This window comes from Mycobacterium celatum, from assembly GCF_002101595.1.
Lineage (GTDB): Bacteria > Actinomycetota > Actinomycetes > Mycobacteriales > Mycobacteriaceae > Mycobacterium > Mycobacterium celatum.
Map to the genome: position 1 here is coordinate 30,319 of NZ_LQOM01000035.1, position 17,356 is coordinate 47,674.

The 17,356-nt window shown below is 69.2% G+C and carries 17 protein-coding genes; 5 read left to right on the forward strand and 12 right to left on the reverse strand.

Going from position 1 to position 17,356, the window contains the following annotated elements:
- Nucleotides 1-71 precede the first annotated feature (71 nt).
- Nucleotides 72-587 carry a hypothetical protein gene (locus tag AWB95_RS15470; protein WP_084706967.1) on the forward strand — a complete coding sequence of 172 codons (516 nt, stop codon included), beginning with the start codon at nt 72-74 and terminating at the stop codon, nt 585-587.
- Entirely contained in the window at nt 584-1,018 is a 435-nt protein-coding gene (locus AWB95_RS15475; protein WP_062538980.1) for a ferritin-like domain-containing protein, read from the forward strand. Before AWB95_RS15470 ends, AWB95_RS15475 begins: the two co-directional genes overlap by 4 nt.
- 6 nt (nt 1,019-1,024) lie before the next feature.
- Here AWB95_RS15475 and AWB95_RS15480 read toward each other — a convergent pair whose 3' ends face one another.
- From AWB95_RS15480 to mqo, 8 genes are all read right to left on the reverse strand, one after another.
- Nucleotides 1,025-2,773 (reverse strand): proline--tRNA ligase, encoded by a 1,749-nt coding sequence (locus AWB95_RS15480; RefSeq protein ID WP_062538981.1) that lies wholly within the window; start codon nt 2,771-2,773, stop codon nt 1,025-1,027.
- 157 nt (nt 2,774-2,930) lie between these two features.
- Complete coding sequence (locus AWB95_RS15485) at nt 2,931-4,526, reverse strand: MFS transporter (protein WP_062538982.1); 1,596 nt, start codon at nt 4,524-4,526, stop codon at nt 2,931-2,933.
- 33 nt (nt 4,527-4,559) lie between these two features.
- Nucleotides 4,560-5,756 carry a uroporphyrinogen-III C-methyltransferase gene (gene cobA / locus AWB95_RS15490; RefSeq protein WP_062538983.1) on the reverse strand — a complete coding sequence of 399 codons (1,197 nt, stop codon included), beginning with the start codon at nt 5,754-5,756 and terminating at the stop codon, nt 4,560-4,562.
- The gene (locus AWB95_RS15495) at nt 5,753-7,114 is read right to left on the reverse strand and encodes a cobyrinic acid a,c-diamide synthase CobB (protein WP_085168373.1); all 1,362 of its coding nucleotides are present in this window, start codon (nt 7,112-7,114) and stop codon (nt 5,753-5,755) included. The genes cobA and AWB95_RS15495 overlap by 4 nt, the downstream gene beginning before the upstream one ends.
- Before the next feature lie 88 nt (nt 7,115-7,202).
- Nucleotides 7,203-7,817 carry a cob(I)yrinic acid a,c-diamide adenosyltransferase gene (cobO, locus tag AWB95_RS15500; protein WP_062538984.1) on the reverse strand — a complete coding sequence of 205 codons (615 nt, stop codon included), beginning with the start codon at nt 7,815-7,817 and terminating at the stop codon, nt 7,203-7,205.
- A 20-nt stretch (nt 7,818-7,837) separates the two neighbouring features.
- Nucleotides 7,838-9,643: a magnesium chelatase subunit D family protein gene (locus AWB95_RS15505; RefSeq protein WP_062538985.1), complete on the reverse strand. Its 1,806-nt coding sequence runs from the start codon at nt 9,641-9,643 to the stop codon at nt 7,838-7,840.
- Complete coding sequence (locus AWB95_RS15510; RefSeq protein ID WP_062538986.1) at nt 9,640-10,167, reverse strand: GNAT family N-acetyltransferase; 528 nt, start codon at nt 10,165-10,167, stop codon at nt 9,640-9,642. The genes AWB95_RS15505 and AWB95_RS15510 overlap by 4 nt, the downstream gene beginning before the upstream one ends.
- Nucleotides 10,164-11,621, reverse strand: coding sequence for a malate dehydrogenase (quinone) (gene mqo / locus AWB95_RS15515; RefSeq protein ID WP_062538987.1), 1,458 nt, complete (start codon nt 11,619-11,621; stop codon nt 10,164-10,166). The genes AWB95_RS15510 and mqo overlap by 4 nt, the downstream gene beginning before the upstream one ends.
- Before the next feature lie 60 nt (nt 11,622-11,681).
- Here mqo and AWB95_RS15520 point away from each other — a divergent pair, with 60 nt between their 5' ends.
- Nucleotides 11,682-12,686 (forward strand): alpha/beta hydrolase, encoded by a 1,005-nt coding sequence (locus AWB95_RS15520; protein ID WP_085168374.1) that lies wholly within the window; start codon nt 11,682-11,684, stop codon nt 12,684-12,686.
- Nucleotides 12,687-12,688: 2 nt separating this feature from the next.
- Nucleotides 12,689-14,068: a mycothione reductase gene (mtr, locus tag AWB95_RS15525; protein WP_062540049.1), complete on the forward strand. Its 1,380-nt coding sequence runs from the start codon at nt 12,689-12,691 to the stop codon at nt 14,066-14,068.
- On the opposite strand, the gene AWB95_RS15530 is transcribed toward mtr, so the two are convergent.
- Nucleotides 14,051-14,527 carry a Fur family transcriptional regulator gene (locus tag AWB95_RS15530; RefSeq protein ID WP_062540048.1) on the reverse strand — a complete coding sequence of 159 codons (477 nt, stop codon included), beginning with the start codon at nt 14,525-14,527 and terminating at the stop codon, nt 14,051-14,053. The two genes, mtr and AWB95_RS15530, sit on opposite strands and share 18 nt — an antisense overlap.
- Before the next feature lie 48 nt (nt 14,528-14,575).
- On the opposite strand from AWB95_RS15530, the gene AWB95_RS15535 reads away from it, so the two are divergent.
- Nucleotides 14,576-15,748 carry an alkaline phosphatase family protein gene (locus AWB95_RS15535; protein ID WP_085168375.1) on the forward strand — a complete coding sequence of 391 codons (1,173 nt, stop codon included), beginning with the start codon at nt 14,576-14,578 and terminating at the stop codon, nt 15,746-15,748.
- Between the two features lie 7 nt (nt 15,749-15,755).
- On the opposite strand, the gene AWB95_RS15540 is transcribed toward AWB95_RS15535, so the two are convergent.
- The 3 genes from AWB95_RS15540 to AWB95_RS15550 form a co-directional block, all read right to left on the reverse strand.
- Nucleotides 15,756-15,977 (reverse strand): hypothetical protein, encoded by a 222-nt coding sequence (locus AWB95_RS15540; protein WP_062541079.1) that lies wholly within the window; start codon nt 15,975-15,977, stop codon nt 15,756-15,758.
- Nucleotides 15,964-16,206, reverse strand: a complete 243-nt coding sequence (locus AWB95_RS15545; RefSeq protein ID WP_085168376.1) for a DUF6400 family protein — start codon at nt 16,204-16,206, stop codon at nt 15,964-15,966. The genes AWB95_RS15540 and AWB95_RS15545 overlap by 14 nt, the downstream gene beginning before the upstream one ends.
- A 114-nt stretch (nt 16,207-16,320) precedes the next feature.
- Complete coding sequence (locus tag AWB95_RS15550; RefSeq protein WP_085168377.1) at nt 16,321-17,280, reverse strand: hypothetical protein; 960 nt, start codon at nt 17,278-17,280, stop codon at nt 16,321-16,323.
- Between the last annotated feature and the right edge of the window lie 76 nt (nt 17,281-17,356).

Sequence of the window (17,356 nt, forward strand, 5' to 3'; positions counted from 1 at the left end):
CGTCAGCCGTGGACTGCGAGCGCCCGCTCACCGCTTAGTACCTGCGCCGCGCGCAATGGCAGGATGTTGCTGTGCCACCGACAGTGCCGGTCGTGACCAGGCGACGCGTGCTAGCCGGCGGTGCCGTATTGGCGGCGTTGGGCATCACCGCGACGGCATGCGGTTCGCGCCAGGACCAGCCCCCCGCCGTCGACCCACTGGAAGCGCAGTTGACGCTGGCCCGCCACGACAGCGACCTGGCCGCGGCCGCGGCCACCACCGAGTCGTCGCGCGTTGCCGCCGCGTTGAAGCAGGTCGCCTCCGAGCGTGAGCAGCATGCGACCGCGCTGTCGGCCGAGATCGCGCGAGTCGCGGGCATCACCAGCAGCACCTCCAGTTCGACGACGACAACGACCACGACCAGCGCGGCGACCAGACCGCCGCCGGCACTGTCCGACGTCGTCGGCTCGCTGCGCGCGTCGGCCGCCAGCGCGGGTCAGCTGGCCACGACAGAGTCGGGATACCGGGCCGGGCTGATGGGTTCGATCGCCGCCGCCTGCACCGCGGCGTACACCGTCGGGCTGGTGTTCGGAGACGCCGCGCCGTGAGCGCCTCCGACGACGCGCTGTGCGCGGCGCTGTCCACCGAGCATGGCGTCATCTACGGCTACGGCATCGTCTCTGCCCGCTGCGCGCCGGCCGTGAACGACTTGGTGGCATCCGCGATGACGCAGCACCGCGAACGTCGGGACCAGGCCATCGAAATGCTGGACGCGCGAAAGGTCACCGCACCCGTTGCCGCCGCCGGCTACCAGCTGCCCATGCGGGTGGACAACGCCATCGATGCGGCCCGGCTCGCGGCGCGGATGGAAAAAGACACCGAGGTGGCCTGGCGGGCGGTGGTCGAGCAGGCGGAAACCCCGCAGGACCGCGAGTTCGGCGTGACCGCATTGATCCAGAGCGCCGTGCTGGCCGCGCGGTGGAACCGGGTGGTGGGCGCCTGGCCGGTCACCACCGCGTTCCCAGGCGGCAACGACTAAAGCGGGCTACCCCGCCACCGTTGTCGTGATGTCGGCGGGCAGCCCGGCGGTTACCGACAGTTCCCGGGTTTCGCCAGTGAATCGGTTGCGCAGCTCGACCACGCCGTCGGCCCAGCCACGGCCCACTACGACTATCCAGGGCACCCCGAGCAGTTCGGCGTCCTTGAACTTCACCCCGGGCGATGCCTGGCGGTCGTCGAGCAGCACCTCGATGCCCAGCCGGTCCAAATCGCGGGCGAGGGTGGTGGCTCCGGTGCGCGCTTCGGCGTCCTTGTTGGCGATCACCACATGCACGTCGAACGGCGAAACGCTCGACGGCCAACGCAGACCCAGCTCGTCGTGGTGTTGTTCGGCGATCACGGCCACCAGCCGCGATACCCCGACACCGTAGGAGCCCATGGTCAGCCGGACCGGTTTGCCGTCCTCGCCGAGCACGTCGGCGCTGAACGCATCGGTGTATTTGCGGCCGAGCTGGAAGATGTGAGCGATCTCGATGCCCCGGGCCGCGACCAGCGGCCCAGCGCCGTCCGGTGACGGGTCGCCGTCGCGCACCTCGGCGGCCTCGATGGTGCCGTCGGCGGTGAAGTCACGGCCGGCGACCAGTCCGACCACATGTTTGCCGGGTTGGTCGGCGCCGGTGATCCAGCTGGTGCCGTCCACGACCCGCGGGTCGACGAGATAGCGAATCCCGTTGTCGCGCAGTGCTTTCGGGCCGATATACCCCTTGACCAGGAATGGGTACCTGGCGAAATCGTCCTCGTCGAGCATTGTGTACTCGGCCGGTTCGAGGGCGGCGGCCAACCGCTTCTCGTCGACTTCGCGATCGCCCGGCAGCCCGATGCCCAGCAACTCCCGCTCGCCGCCGGGGTGGTGGACCTCGAGCAGCACGTTTTTCAGAGTGTCGGCGGCGGTGATCGTGCGGCCCAGGTCAGCGCGGTTGGCCCAGTCCACCAGGGTCGCGATCGTCGGGGTGTCGCCGGTGTCGTACACAACGGCCTCCGGCTGCCCGTCGATGGGCCGGCTCTCCGGGCGCGCCGTGATGACCGCCTCGACATTGGCCGCATACCCGGATTCCAGGCAGCGCACGAAGGTGTCTTCGCCGATGGGGCTTTCGGCCAAGAACTCCTCCGACGCGCTGCCGCCCATCGCGCCGGACACCGCCGAGACGATGACATAGCGGACCTGCAGCCGGTCGAACATGCGCTGGTACGCCTCGCGGTGCGAGTGGTAGGCGGCCTTGAGTCCGGCGTCGTCGATGTCGAAGGAGTAGGAGTCCTTCATCACGAACTCCCGGACCCGCAGGATGCCGGCCCGGGGGCGCGCCTCGTCGCGGTACTTGTTCTGGATTTGGTACAGCACCAGCGGAAAGTCCTTGTAGGAGCTGTACTCCCCCTTCACCGTCAACGTGAACAGCTCTTCGTGGGTGGGGGCCAGTAGGTAGTCGTTGCGACGGCGGTCCTGCAGCCGAAAGATGGTGTCGCCGTATTCCGTCCACCGGTTGGTGGTCTCGTACGGGCCGCGCGGCAACAGCGCGGGGAACAGGATTTCCTGCCCGCCAATCGCATTCATCTCCTCGCGGACAACCCGTTCGATCTTGCGCAGCACGCGCAGCCCGAGCGGCAGCCAGCTGTACAGGCCGGGCGCGATCGGGCGGACGTAGCCGGCCCGGATCAGCAGCTTGTGGCTGGGGACCTCCGCGTCCGCGGGATCGTCGCGCAGCGTGCGCAGGAACAACTCGGACATCCGGGTGATCACAGCGCGCAAGCCTAAGCGGCGGCTGCGAGCGCGGCGAAGCCGGGCGCGGCAGGTCGCCGCCAACGGCTTCTGTGAGCGTTGACGATCCGCGAAACAGCAGCTACGGCTGTGATCCGCGGCGAATCACGACCGTGGCTTCCGTTTCGCGGGAGGGAGGCTACAGCTCGCCGGCGTCGAGGGCTTGCTGGACTTCCTGGGCGTGCGCCACCTGCTGGGCGCTGTAGCCGATCAGCAGTGACACCCCGCCGACGAGGAGTGCCACGCCGGCCACCCACAGCAGCCCGTAGGTGTAGCCGTGGTCCAGCGCGTGCAGCTGGGCGGCGTTCATGTCCTTCACCGGCCCGTTGACGCCGCCCAGGTACAGCGTGCGCGACGTGATGACGGCCTGGATGACGGCCAGCACCACCGGCCCGCCCAGGTTCTGCAGCATCAGCGCGATCGCCGAGGTCGGGCCGATGCGGTCGAACCCGACGCCCGCGATGGCCGACAGCGCCAGCGGGACGATGATCATGCCGATGCCGATGCCGCCGACCACGACCGGCATCACCAGGTTCGGGAAGTACGGGATGCTGGCGTTGAGCGTCGAGCCGTACAGCATCGCGCCCAGCACCAGGATGCCGCCGCTGATCACCACAACCCGCGGCGGGAACCACGACACCAGCTGTGACGCCGCGCCCAGGCCAATGCCCATGGCGATCGCGAACGGGATGAAGCCGACGCCGGCGCGCAGCGCGCTGTAGCCCATGATGTCCTGCACGTACAGCCCGATCAGCACGGTCAGGGTGAACAGCACGCCGCCGCCTAGGAACATGGCCGCGAACGTGGCCAGCCGATTGCGGTCGAAGAACAGGTCGAACGGCACGACGGGATTCTCGGCGGTGCGCTCCACGACCGCGAACGCCACGAACGCGGCCATGGCCACCAGAGCCGAACCGATCGTGGTGACCGAGATCCAGCCCTTCTCCGGTCCCATCGAGAACGCGAACACCGCAGCCGTGCAGGCCAGCGTGGCCAGCACGGCCCCGGTGGCGTCAAGCTTCATCCGCGCCTTGACGGTTTCCCGCAGCGTGGTGCGGGCCAGGTAGATCATCACCAGCCCGATCGGCACATTCACCAAAAACGCCAGCCGCCAGGACACCTCGGTCAGCGCCCCGCCGACCACCAGGCCCATCACCGAGCCGACGCCGGTCATCGCGCCGAACACTGCCGTCGCGGCGTTGCGTGCCGGCCCCTTCGGGAACGTGGTCGCCACCAGCGCCAGAGCGGTCGGCGAGGCGATCGCCGCGCCGATGCCCTGCAGCAGCCGGGCGATGACCAGGGTGGCCTCGTCCCACGCGATCCCGCACAGCGCGGACGCGATCGTGAACAGGGCTACGCCGACGATGAACGTGCGCTTGCGGCCGATGGTGTCGCCGAGCCGGCCACCGAGCAGCATCAATCCGCCGAACGTCAGCACGTAAGCGGTGATCACCCAGCTTCGCCCGGCGTCGGACAGGCTGAGCTCGTTTTGGATCTTCGGCAGCGCGACGATGGCGATGGTGCCGTCCATCGTCGCCATCAGCTGCATGCCGGCAATAGCGATCACTGCGGCGAAGAACCGGCGCGACGGGCGCCACTCCGGCAAGTATTTGCTGAAACGGCCTAACACCGATTGCGGTGTGGGCGTAGGCATGGAAGGCATCGGGACCGCTCGTTCGGGGCGTTCGGTTGTCCAGCTCTGGACAGCCTGCTCTGCGTCATTAAGAGCCGTCATAAGGCGCTACCCTACAGTAATCTTAATATTCGCTTAAGTACCGAAAGCGGCCACTGCGCCGATCACGATGATCGCCGGAGGTCGAATACCTTCCGCTCGAATCTTTTCCGGCGCGTCGCCGAGCGTCGCCCGCAACGTGCGTTCGGCAGCCGTCGTCCCGTGCTCTACCACGAGCACCGGTGTATCCGCAGGTCGGCCGCCTTTCAGCAGGGCTGTGGTGAAAAGTTCGATGCGCTCGACGGCCATCAGCAAAACAATCGTGCCGGATAGCGCGGCCAATGCGTCCCAATTCACTAACGATTCGGGCTCCCCCGGGGCAATATGCCCGCTGACCACCACAAATTCGTGGTTGACGGCGCGATGAGTGACCGGCACACCCACCGATGCGGGCACCGCTATGGCGCTCGTCACACCCGGCACGACGGTCACCGGAACGCCGGCGTCGGCGCAGGCCAGGACTTCCTCGTAGCCGCGCGCGAACACGAACGGGTCGCCTCCTTTGAGGCGCACCACGAATTGCCCGGCCTTGGCCCGCTCGATCATCACCGCGTTGATGGTGTCCTGGGCCATCGCCCGCCCGTATGGGATCTTCGCGGCGTCGATCACCTCGACGTGCGGCGGCAGCTCGGCGAGCAGTTCCGGTGGCGCCAGCCGGTCAGCGACGACGACGTCGGCCTGGGCGAGCAGCCGGCGGCCGCGCACGGTGATCAGTTCCGGGTCGCCGGGGCCACCGCCGACCAGCGCCACCCCGCCGCGGATCACGTCGTCGCTTTCGGCGGTGATGAGCCCACGCTGTAGCGCCTCCCGGATGGCCGAGCGGATCGCCGCCGATCGGCGGTGTTCACCGCCGGCCAGCACGCCTACCGACAGCCCGGCGTAGTCGAATGTCGCCGGGGTTACGGCGCTGCCCTCGACGGCGATGTCGGCGCGCACGCAGAAGATCCGCCGCCGGTCGGCTTCGGCGACCACCGCCGCGTTCACCTGCGCGTCGTCGGTGGCCGCGATCGCATACCAGGCGCCGTCGAGGTCGCCGTCGCGATACTCGCGCAGCGACAACTGGATTCGGGTCATCGCTTCAACCGCGGGGGTGGCCGAGCGGGTGATGACGTGCACGTCGGCGCCGCTGGCAACCAGCAGCGGCAGCCGGCGTTGCGCGACGGTGCCGCCGCCCACCACGACGACCTTCTTGCCGGTCAGCCGCAACCCGGCCAGGTAGGCGTTCTCGGTCATCGGCTAACTCTAGAGGCCGCGGCGCGGGCCACGAAGCGCGCCACCGCATCCGGCGCCGCCGCGGGATGGGTGTGCAGGTATGCGGCGTGCACGCCGTCGTGCACGGCGCCGTCACGCGTGCCGTTGTCCCGGTAAACCCACGCCGGCTCGTAGGTTGTGCTGAAAGTGACTGTGGTGCGGTGGAATTCGTGTCCCACCACCCGCTGGCCGGCCCTGTACAGCGGCGAATCGGCCACTGCGACCGCGTCGCGGTAGCCCAAGGTCAGGCGCTCGGTGAACCACGCCGATCCGGCCAGCACGTCGCACATCGGGTACCCGTCGAGTTCGGACACCAGATACACCAGCCCGGCGCATTCGGCGTGCACCGGAGCCCCGGCCGCGGCCAGTGCATTGATCTGCCGGCGGGCGACGTCGTTGCCGGACAATTCCGCGGCGAACTGCTCGGGGAAACCTCCGGGCAGGAGCACTGCGTCGGCGTTGTCGGGCAGTGGGTCGACCAGCGGATCGAATTCGGCCACGTCCGCCCCGGCGGCCCGCAGCAACTCCGCATGTTCGGCGTAGCCGAAAGTGAACGCCTTTCCACTGGCCAGCGCGACGGTGATGCCGTGGGGGGCCGCGCCGATTTCAGCCGCCGGATCCCACGGCGCGTCGGTCACCCGGTTTCGGGCTGCGGCGAATACGGCTTCGACGTCGACATGGCGAGCGATCAGCGCCGTCATCGCCTCCACGCACCGCTGCGCGCGACGGCCGTACTCGGCCGCGGTGACCAACCCGAGATACCTTGTCGGCACCTCGATTTCGTCGCTGCGCGCAATGGCGCCCAGCACCGGGATGCCCGCATGCTCGCAGGCCTGCCGCAATACCTGTTCGTGTCTGGGCGAACCGACCCGGTTGAGAATGACACCGGCGATCCGGGTCTTGCTGTCGAAGGTCGAAAACCCGTGCAGGAGTGCGGCGACGCTGTGGCTCTGCCCGCGGGCGTCGACCACCAGGACGACCGGGGCACCCACCAGGGCGGCGACGTGCGCGGTGGACCCCGTCGCCGGCAGGCCGGCGCCCGCGTCGATGCGGCCGTCGAAAAGCCCCATCACGCCCTCAATCACGGCGATGTCGGCACCGGCGGCGCCGTGCCTGTACAGCGGTCCGACGAGGTGTTCGCCCACCAGGACCGGGTCCAGGTTGCGGCCGGGGCGGCCGGCGGCCAGCGTGTGGTAACCGGGGTCGATGAAGTCCGGGCCGACCTTGAACGGCGCGACGACGTGGCCGGCTTGCCGGAGTGCGCCGATCAAACCCGTTGCGACCGTGGTCTTTCCGCTGCCCGAGGCGGGGGCGGCGACGACGACCGCGGGCGGGGTCATGGTGTCCCCCCCTGCCGCGAGCGTGCGCAAACCCGGCCCTCGACACGGCGTGTCGGCCGGGGACACGCACGCTCGCGGCAAAAGGGGGTCACCACTCGATGCCCTTTTGGCCCTTACGACCGACATCCATCGGATGCTTGACCTTCGTCATCTCGGTGACCAGATCGGCGGCGTCGACCAGCCGCGGCGGGGCGTCGCGTCCGGTGATCACCACATGCTGGCTGCCGGGGCGCGCCAGCAGGGTATCCACCACCTCGTCGACGTCGACCCAGCCCCACTTGAGCGGATAGGTGAACTCGTCGAGCACGTAGAAGTCGTGCCGATGTTCGGCCAGCCGCCGCGCGATCTCGGCCCAGCCGTCGGCGGCCGCCGCGGCGTGGTCGTCGTCGCTGCCGGCCTTACGCGACCAGGACCAGCCGGCCCCCATCTTGTGCCATTCCACCGCTCCCCCGACGCCGTGCTCGTCGTGCAGGCGGCCGAGCTGTCGAAATGCCGCCTCCTCGCCGACCTTCCATTTAGCGCTCTTGACGAACTGAAAGACCGCCACGCTCAGCCCGGAATTCCACGCCCGCAACGCCATGCCGAAGGCGGCCGTCGACTTTCCCTTGCCCGGGCCGGTGTGTACCGCCAGCACCGGCGTGTTGCGCCGGGCCCGGGTGGTCAACCCGTCATCGGGAACCTGCAGTGGACGGCCTTGGGGCATAAGCGATTACCTTCCGATGCTCAGGCCGCGCCGCGCACGGCCCGGGTCAGACAGTCTGCCCGCAACTGCTCCAGCCGCACCGTCGGCGCTCCGAGCTCACGGGCCAGCTGCTCCGCCAAACCCAGCCGGACAAACGACGTCTCGCAGTCCACCACCACCGAGGCAGCGCCTTCGGCGACGAGCAGAGCGGCCGCGGCGCGGCTGCGCCCCAAGGGATCCGGACCGGCGGTGGCCCGGCCGTCGGTGAGCACCACCACCAGCGGGCGGCGTAACCGGTCGCGGATCTTCTCGCGGAGCACCAGTTCGCGGGCGGCCAGCAGCCCCTCCGCGAGAGGGGTTTTGCCGCCGGTGTCGAACCGGGACAATCGGCGTCCGGCGATGTGCGCCGACGACGTCGGCGGGAGCAGCAGTCGTGCGCCGTCGTGGCGGAAGGTGATCACCGCGACCTTGTCGCGGCGCTGATAGGCGTCGCGCAGCAGCGAGAGCGTGGCGCCGCTCACCGCGGCCATCCGGTCCCGCGCGGCCATCGAGCCGGACGCGTCGACGACGAAGATCACCAGGTTGCCTTCTCGGCCTTCGCGCACGGCACGACGAATATCGCTGGGCTGCAACCGAAGCCGGCCAGCCCCGTCCGAGTGTTCGGCGGCGGCCAGCACGCTGGCGAACAGGTGCAGGCCGTGACCGTCTGTGTCGCTGGAGGCCACCACGGCGCCGGTGGCGTTGCGGGCCCGGGATCGGCGGCCCGGTGCTCCTTCGCCGACGCCGGGGACGGTGAGCGCGCGGATCCGGAAGGTGGCCGACGGCGGTGCACTGGGTTTCGGGGCTTGCGGTGCGGAACTCTGGTGTGGCGCCGCATCTTCGGCGCTCTGGCCACCGCCCGGCGGGTCAGGGTCGGGCTCCGGGTCATCCTGGCCGGCTTGCTCGAGTGCCGTGTCGAGTTGCTCGCGGTCGATGCCGGGCTCGTCGAACGGGTCGCGGCGGCGCCGGTGCGGCAACGCCAACTCGGCGGCCACCCGGATGTCGGACTCGTCGACCGTGTCGGCGCCGCGCCAGGCGGCGTGCGCCACCGCGGTGCGCGCCACCACCAAATCGGCGCGCATCCCGTCGACGTCGAATGCCGCGCACAGCGCCGCGATGCGGCGTAACTCGGTGTCCGGCAACACGATATCGTCAACCTGAGCCCGGGCCGTGGCGATGCGGTTGGCCAGCTCGGCGTCCGCGTCGGCATACCCGGCGGCGAAGCCCTCCGGATCGGACTCGTACGCCATTCGTTGCCGGATCACCTGCACCCGCACGTCGACGTCGCGCGAGGCGTGAACGTCGACGGTCAGCCCGAAGCGGTCCAGCAACTGCGGACGCAGTTCCCCCTCCTCCGGGTTCATCGTTCCGATCAGCACGAACCGCGCCTCGTGGGAATGCGAGATGCCGTCGCGTTCGACGTGCACCCGGCCCATCGCGGCCGCGTCGAGCAGCAGGTCGACCAGATGGTCGTGCAGCAGGTTGACCTCGTCGACGTAGAGCACGCCGCCGTGGGCGCGGGCCAGCAGCCCCGGCGAGAAGGCGTGCTCGCCGTCGCGCAGCACCCGCTGCAAGTCCAGCGAGCCGACAACCCGGTCTTCGGTGGCGCCGATCGGCAGTTCGACCAGCCGAGCGTCTTCGGAGGCGGCCGACAGCAGCGCGGCCAGCCCGCGCACGGCCGTGGACTTGGCGGTGCCCTTCTCGCCGCGGATCAGCACCCCGCCGATCTCCGGGCGCACCGCGCACAGGATCAACGCCAGGCGCAGCTGTTCGTGGCCGACGATCGCGCTGAACGGATAGGGCTTCACGGGTGGGCCTCGGCTCCGGTCCCGGGCCCGCCCGCCGACGATGCAGGCCGTGGAACGGCCTGAGGAGGAGGCGGGCTGGCCGGCCGCAGCATGGGCACGTGCGGAATGCCGTCCTCGACGAAATCCTCACCGGCGCGGACGAAGCCGTGCCGGGCGTACATGTCCGCCAGGTATGCCTGTGCGTCGATGCGGCACGGGTAATCGCCCACCTCGGCCAGTGCGGCGCGCAGCAGCCGAGTGGTGTGCCCCTGTCCGCGAGCGCGGCGCTGGGTACACAGCCTCCCGATGCGGAACGCCTTCTCGCCGCCGGCGTGTTCTTCCATCAGCCGCAACGTGCAGATCACTTCTCCGTCGGGAGCTTCCAGCCAGAAGTGCCGGGTTTCGGCAAGCAGATCACGCCCGTCAAGCTCGGGATACGGGCATGCCTGCTCCACGACGAACACCTCCACTCGCAGCTTGAGCAGCTCGTAAAGGGTGCGTGCGTCAAGGTCTTTGGCCCACGCGCGGCGCAGCGAGACCGTCATAAGCCCAACACCTTGCTGCCCCACGACCACACCTCCTCGAACAGCGCCGGCTCGTGCGACAACGTAGCCCCCAGCGACGGCACCATCTCCTTGAGGGTCGGCAGCCACGACTGGTAGCGCCCGCCGAAGCAGCGCTCCAGCACCTCCAACATTGCCGACACGGCCGTGGACGCGCCCGGCGAGGCCCCGAGCAGTCCCGCGATGCTGCCGTCGGCACCGATCAGGACCGTGGTGTCGAATTCGAGCGCTCCGCCCCGGATCACCTGCACCCGCTGGCCGGCGACGACCAGCTCCCAGTCGGAATCCGTTGCGTTGGGGGCGAATTCGCGCAGCGCGTCCATCCGCTCGCGGTGCGACAGGGGCAGCTGGCCGATCAGGTAGTTCACCAGCCTGCGCTGGCGGACGCCGACCCTCAGCAGCGACGCAAGGTTGTCCGGCCGCACCGAGCGCGGGAGATCGCTGACTCGGCCCTGTTTGAGGAACCTCGGCGACCAGCTGGCGAACGGCCCGAACAACAACCAGGACTTGCCATTGACGATCCGCGCATCCAGATGCGGCGCGGTGATGCCGGGCGCGCCGGGCGCGGGAAGGCCGTACACCTTGGCCCGGTGCCCACCGGCAACCGCGGGATTGCCACTGCGCAAGAACTGCCCGCCGATCGGGAAGCCGCCGAATCCGCCGACCTCCTTGATGCTGGAGCGCTGTAGCAGCCGCAGCGCGCCGCCGCCGGCGCCGACGAACACGAATTTTGCGTTCAGCATGAGATTTTCGTCGGTGCGGCGGTTGCGGACCATCAGCGTCCAGCTGCCGTCGCGCTGACGGTGCAGGTTGCGCACCTCGTGCCCGAACAGCGCCGCGGTGCCGCGCTGCTCGCCGTAGCCGATGAGTTGGCGGGCCAGCGCACCGAAGTCGACGTCGGTGCCGTCGGTGGCCCAGTTGAGCGCCACCGGCTCGGTGAAGTCGCGCCCGGCCGCCATGAGAGGCAGCCGCCGCGCGAACTCGTCGGCACCGACAATGAATTCGGTGTGGGCGAACAACGGGTTGGCGGCCAGCGCCTCGCGGCGCCGGCGCAGGTAGTCGACCCGGTCGGCGCCCTGCACGAAGCTGACGTGCGGGATCGGGCTCAAGAACTCCCGCACGTCGGTGAGCATGCCGTTCTCCGCCGCGTACGCCCAGAACTGGCGGGTGACCTGGAACTGCTCGTTGACCCGCACCGCCTTGGAGATGTCGATCGAGCCGTCGGGCCGTTCGGGTGTGTAGAACAGCTCGCACAGTCCGGAGTGGCCGGTGCCGGCGTTGTTCCATGCCGCGCTGCTTTCGGCGGCGGCGCCGTCGAGGCGCTCGACGATCGTGATGGACCAGTCCGGTTCCAGCCGCCGCAGTAACGCGCCCAGCGTGGCGCTCATGATGCCCGCGCCCACCAGCACGACGTCGGTCTTCGCGGTCGTGGTCATTGGTCCTCAGGTTATCCCGGCGGGGTCGGGCGGGATCGGGCACGCTTTAAGCTGGCGGACGTGACTGGCTGGCAGCGCGATGTCCTGCCCGGTTACTGGCAGCACACCATCGGCCTGGGCCCCGATCCCGACGGCGAGGGTGAGCTCTTTGCGACCCTGGTGCGCCGCGGGGACGCCGCGCCGGCGGCAGACGCGGTGCTGGCCGTGCACGGCTACACCGACTACTTCTTCCACACCGCGCTGGCCGACCACTTCGCCGACCGCGGCTTCGCCTTCTACGCGCTGGACCTGCAGAAATGCGGCCGCTCGCGACGGGCCGGCCAAACCCCGCACTTCACCACCGACCTGGCCCGCTACGACGCCGAACTGGACTACGCGCTGCGTGTCATCGGCGAGCAGACCGAATCGGCCCGGGTGCTGGCGTACGGCCATTCGACCGGCGGGCTGATCGTGCCGCTGTGGCTGGACCGGCTGCGACGCCGCGGCGCCATCGAGCGGGCAGGTGTCGGCGGGCTGGTGCTCAACAGTCCGTTGCTGGACCTGCCCGGGCCGGCCGTGCTGCGCTGGCCGCTGACCTCGGCGATGATCGCCGCCATTGCGCGGGTCGCCAAGTGGCGGGTGGCCCGGGCGCCCGGGCCAGGCGGGTACGGGGCCAGCCTGCACCGCGACTACCACGGGGAGTTCGAGTACGACCTGGCATGGAAGCCGCTGGGCGGTTTCCCGATCACCTTCGGCTGGCTGCACGCCGTTCGGCGAGGCCAGGCCCGGCTGCACCGCGGACTCGACGTGGGGGTGCCCAACCTGATTCTGCGTTCGGATCACAGCGTTCCCGAGGACGCCGATTCGGTCGAACTGCAATGCGGCGACGCGGTTCTCGACGTCACCCAGATCGCCCGGTGGGCCGGCTGTATCGGAAACTGGTCCACCGTCGTCCCGGTCAAAGACGCCAAGCACGACGTGTTTCTGTCCATGCCAGGGCCGAGGCAGGCGGCCTACCAGCAGCTCGACACCTGGCTGGACGACTACCTCGGTGCCACTCAACCCGTACCGTCGCCGAATGGATGAAGATGGAAACCTACGACCTCGCGATCATCGGAACCGGTTCGGGCAACAGCATTCTCGACGAACGGTACGCCGGTAAGCGCGTCGCGATCTGCGAGCAGGGCACTTTCGGCGGCACCTGCCTCAACGTGGGATGCATCCCCACCAAGATGTTCGTCTACGCCGCCGAGGTCGCCCAAACCATCCGTGGCGCAGCCCGTTACGGCGTCGACGCGCGCATCGACGGGTTGCGCTGGGACGATATCGTCTCGCGCATCTTCGGGCGTATCGACCCGATCGCGATCAGCGGCGAAGACTACCGGCGGTCCTCCCCCAACGTCGACGTCTACGGCCAGCACACCCGATTCGGTCCGGTCCAGCCGGACGGGCGCTACCTGCTGCGCACCGACGGCGGCGACGAGTTCACCGCCGACCAGGTGGTGGTCGCGGCCGGATCGCGGCCCGTCGCACCGCCGGCCGTCCTCGAGTGCGGCGTCGAATACCACACCAGCGACACGATCATGCGCATCGCGGAGCTGCCCGAGCATCTGGTGATCATCGGCGGCGGTTACGTGGCAGCCGAATTCGCGCACATCTTCTCCGCGCTGGGCGTACGGATCACGCTGGTGATACGGGGCGGCACGCTGCTGCGGCACCTGGACGACACGCTGTGCCAACGGTTTACCCGCATCGCGTCGACGAAATGGGAGTTGCGCACCCACCGCAACGTCGTCGGAGCGCATCATCGGGGCTCGCGGATCGTGCTGGAACTCGACGACGGGTCGACGCTGACCACCGACGCGGTGCTGGTGGCCACCGGCCGCAAACCCAACGGTGACCTGCTGGAGGCCGAGCAGGCAGGAATCGAGATCGCCGGCGGCCGGGTGGTGGTCGACGAATACCAACGAACCTCCGCGCGTGACGTTTTCGCGCTGGGCGACGTGTCGTCGCCGTACGAGCTCAAGCATGTCGCCAACCACGAGGCCCGCGTGGTGCAGCACAATCTGCTCTGCGACTGGGACGACATCGAGGCGATGGTGGCCACCGACCACCGCTACGTTCCTTCCGCGGTGTTCACCGACCCGCAGATCGCCAGTGTGGGTCTAACTGAAAACCAAGCTGTAGCAAAGGGTTTCGACGTGTCAGTAAAGATCCAGGATTACGGCGACGTGGCCTACGGCTGGGCGATGGAGGACACCACCGGCATTGTCAAGCTCGTCGCCGAATGCGGTACCGGTCGACTGCTGGGCGCGCACATCATGGGCCATCAAGCGTCGTCGATCATTCAGCCGCTGATCGGTGCGATGAGTTTCGGGCTGCCTGCCCACCAGATGGCCCGCGGCCAGTACTGGATTCACCCGGCGCTGCCGGAAGTCGTCGAGAACGCGTTACTCGGATTGCGCTGAGCCGTCCTGGCATTGCGGGCACAGGCCGTGCAGGGTCAGGCCGGCCCGCTCCGACAGCGAGAAGGAGCTGCCGGCCATTGCGTGTTCCAGCGCCGAGGTCAGCTGCTGCGCCGGCACTTCGATGATCGACCCGCAGCGCGTGCATACCGCGTGATGGTGTGGGTCTGTGGCCAAACCGTAGGTGGTGACACCGGTTTCGAGGGTCAGCGCATGCAGCACGCCCTGCTCGACCAGGGTGGTCACCGTGCGATAGATCGTCGCCAGGTCGGGGGGCGGTTCGCCGGCAGGCAGGCAGTCCCGCAGCCGCTGGTCGATCTCCGCGACGGACAGATGGCCGTGGACCGGCTCGAGCACCGCCAGCACCGCGATCCGCGACGCCATCCGCCGTAGCCCGTGGGCGCGCAGCACCTCACCGATCCGCTCGGTGACGGCCGGATCCAACGCCGATGGCCTGGTCACACTTCCAGTATCGCCCAGGATGCGAAACGCGGCTGCCAGACTGACGTCGTGCCGAGTTTGTCGCGCGCCGACCCGCTGCGCCCGGCTCCGCCGCGCTTGCGATCGCCGCGTTCCATCTGCGACATACTTCCGGCTGCCGCTGCGCTGCTCGGGGCGCCGGATGCGGTCGACACGCTGGGGGTGACCGAGCGGATAGGCGACGTGCGTCGCGTCGCGGTGGTGCTGGTCGACGGGATGGGCGGGCACCTGCTGCCGGAGTTGGCCGCCGATGCTCCACTGCTCGCGTCGGTGCTGGCCGGCGAAGTGGGCCGGCTCGACGAGCTGGCCTGCACGTTCCCCTCGACGACACCGACCAGCCTGGTATCCCTTGGCACCGGGGCGCTGCCCGGCGAGCACGGGATCCTGGGCTTCACCGTCAAGCTGCCCGACTCCGACCGGGTGCTGAACCACATCTTTTGGCGCGACGATCCGCCGCCCGATCAGTGGCAGCCGGTCCCCACCTGGTTCGAGCGGCTGGGCCGGGCCGGGGTCCGCGCGCGGGCCCTGCTGCCGGCGCACTTCATCGGCAGCGGGCTCACCGAGGCGGCCTATCGAGGCGCCGAGTTCCACGCGACAACTACCCGCGAGGACTACGCGGGACACTTGGCCGACCTGCTGGCCGCGGAGCCGGGTCTGGTGTACGGCTACACCGCCGAACTCGACACCGCCGCGCATGTGTTCGGTATCGGTTCCCCCGAATGGCACGTCGCGGCAGCGAATGTCGACGCGCTGCTGACACGGCTGGTCGAGGCACTGCCGGCCGATGCGGCGTTGCTGGTCACCGCCGATCACGGCGGGCTGAACGTGCCGACGGCGGCGCGGTTCGATCTCGACGCCGACCCGCAGCTGGGCGCCGGCGTCCGGATGGTGGCCGGCGATCCGCGGGTGCGCTACCTGCACACCGTCGACGGCGCGACGCCCGACGTGGTTGCCGCCTGGAGCGAGGTGCTGGCCGGCCGGGCCGAGGTATACAGCCGCGACGACGCGGTAGTGGCCGGATTGTTCGGACCGGTGCGCGCCGACCACCTGCAGCGGATCGGCGACGTCGTGGTCAGCTGCACCGGCGACACCGCGGTGCTGGCCACCGGTTACGAACCACCGGAAGTGGCGCAGCTTGTCGGCATGCACGGCGCCGCGACGGCTGCCGAAATGGCGATCCCGCTGATCAGCTTCCGCGGTTGACGGCGGGCTAGGCCGCGCCGGTCGCCGGCCGGCTGTCGATCGACCACAGATGGCCACAGTCGGGGCATTGCAGGTGCAGCAACCACGCCTCGTTGCTCAGCAGGTACTGCCAGTGGTCACCGCAATTGCGGCCACTGATGCACTCGTCGCAACCGACGCCGTGGTTGCACTGTGGGCAGCCGAACCAGGCGCGGCGACTCCCATCGGCGGTGGGGTCAATCGGGAACACGCCCGGCCCTCCGATCCGGAAGCACGCCGGCGGCCACCAGATCGTCGTAGATCCGCTGCTGTTCGTCATCCAGGCCGGAGTACAGCATCGCGTAAGCGCGATCCTCCTCGGCCAGCACCTCCAGCGGATCCCAGTCGTCCCCGATCGCCTCAAGCACGGCGGCGCGCCGACGTGCCTCATCAAGGGTCAGGTCGTATGCAAACGCCACATGACTTGGCTCAACAGCCACCGGTTCTCCCCTGAACAAGAATGTCGATCGAGTCAGGGTGGGTAATGAGGGCCGGGCCCGGCAATGGCCTCGGTCACATTCGGCCCTTGACATTGGTCACAATTCCGCGCGGGTTCACCACGTCGGGGGTGCGGCTCCTCTGCCGAAGCCCCACGTCGACTGGCCCAGCCTTGGCTTGCGCGGATCGTCGGCCGGGCGCCGGCGAAATCGTCGTGCCAGCAGCGGCTCGGGGTCGGTTCCCTCGGTTTGGGCGCGGCACGGGCCGCTGAATTCACATGTCTGGCAGTGGGGGGCGAATGTCGGATAGATCGCCGGCTCACTGGTCATGTCGATGGCTTCGGCGCCGATCAACATGCCGACCGCGCCGATCTCGGCTCCGCTGCGGCGGATGTGGGTCCGCCGCAGCAGGCCCGCGGTGCATTGCTCGACGCGGTTCGTCTCGCCGGTTCGCGCAGTGCGCGCCGATACCCGCCGGTGCTGCGGTATCGCCCGGCCGCCGCCGCTGGGCTCGTTTTGGCGAACCCGACTCGACGCACCGCTCGTGGGACCGGTAGCCGGCGGCTCAGGCGCGCCAGCGATGCACAGCTCGTTATGGATCGTGCCGACGATCTCCATGCTCAGGTATTCCTGCTCCCAGGCCCAACAGGCTGCGATGGCCGCCTCGTCGCGAATCAACGCATCCAGGTCCCGCCACTGCTCAACGATCAGGTGGCGGACCACCCAGTACTCGTCGGCGGCGTCGACTGCCAGCAAGTCGATCCTGCAGGCGTAGATCACCGGAGATCCGTCCGCGGTCATCAACCCGCGTTCGGGATCACGCGGATCGGGCACCAGCCCTTGAACGTCATGGTCGATCTTCACGGGCGCGAAGTCGTCGACGGTGCGCGCCCAGGCGTCATAGGTGTCGAGCAACGCCGTCGCGGTCGGCAGCCGGTCCGGCACGCGGGCATCGTTGAGTGCGCGTTCGGCGGCCTTGTGGACCAACGATTGCTTCAATTCGTGCGGCCAGTCCCAGGTGCCCGGGTAGTAGTAGACAGCGAGCGCATCACTGAGCGCGGCAGGCAAGGCATCCACAACTCCGACAGGCTCAAGTCCGCGGCGGTGCGGCGAGGCGAAATCCCACTGCCGCCGACAGCGTTTGAATCGGGCG

What these genes read in the sequence shown, in the direction of transcription:
- AWB95_RS15495 (WP_085168373.1), bottom strand. Translation starts at nt 7,114, where the DNA reads ATGACCCCGCCCGCGGTCGTCGTCGCCGCCCCCGCCTCGGGCAGCGGA.
- mtr (WP_062540049.1), top strand. Translation starts at nt 12,689, where the DNA reads ATGGAAACCTACGACCTCGCGATCATCGGAACCGGTTCGGGCAACAGC.
- cobA (WP_062538983.1), bottom strand. Translation starts at nt 5,756, where the DNA reads ATGACCGAGAACGCCTACCTGGCCGGGTTGCGGCTGACCGGCAAGAAG.
- cobO (WP_062538984.1), bottom strand. Translation starts at nt 7,817, where the DNA reads ATGCCCCAAGGCCGTCCACTGCAGGTTCCCGATGACGGGTTGACCACC.
- AWB95_RS15485 (WP_062538982.1), bottom strand. Translation starts at nt 4,526, where the DNA reads ATGACGGCTCTTAATGACGCAGAGCAGGCTGTCCAGAGCTGGACAACC.
- AWB95_RS15510 (WP_062538986.1), bottom strand. Translation starts at nt 10,167, where the DNA reads ATGACGGTCTCGCTGCGCCGCGCGTGGGCCAAAGACCTTGACGCACGC.
- mqo (WP_062538987.1), bottom strand. Translation starts at nt 11,621, where the DNA reads ATGACCACGACCGCGAAGACCGACGTCGTGCTGGTGGGCGCGGGCATC.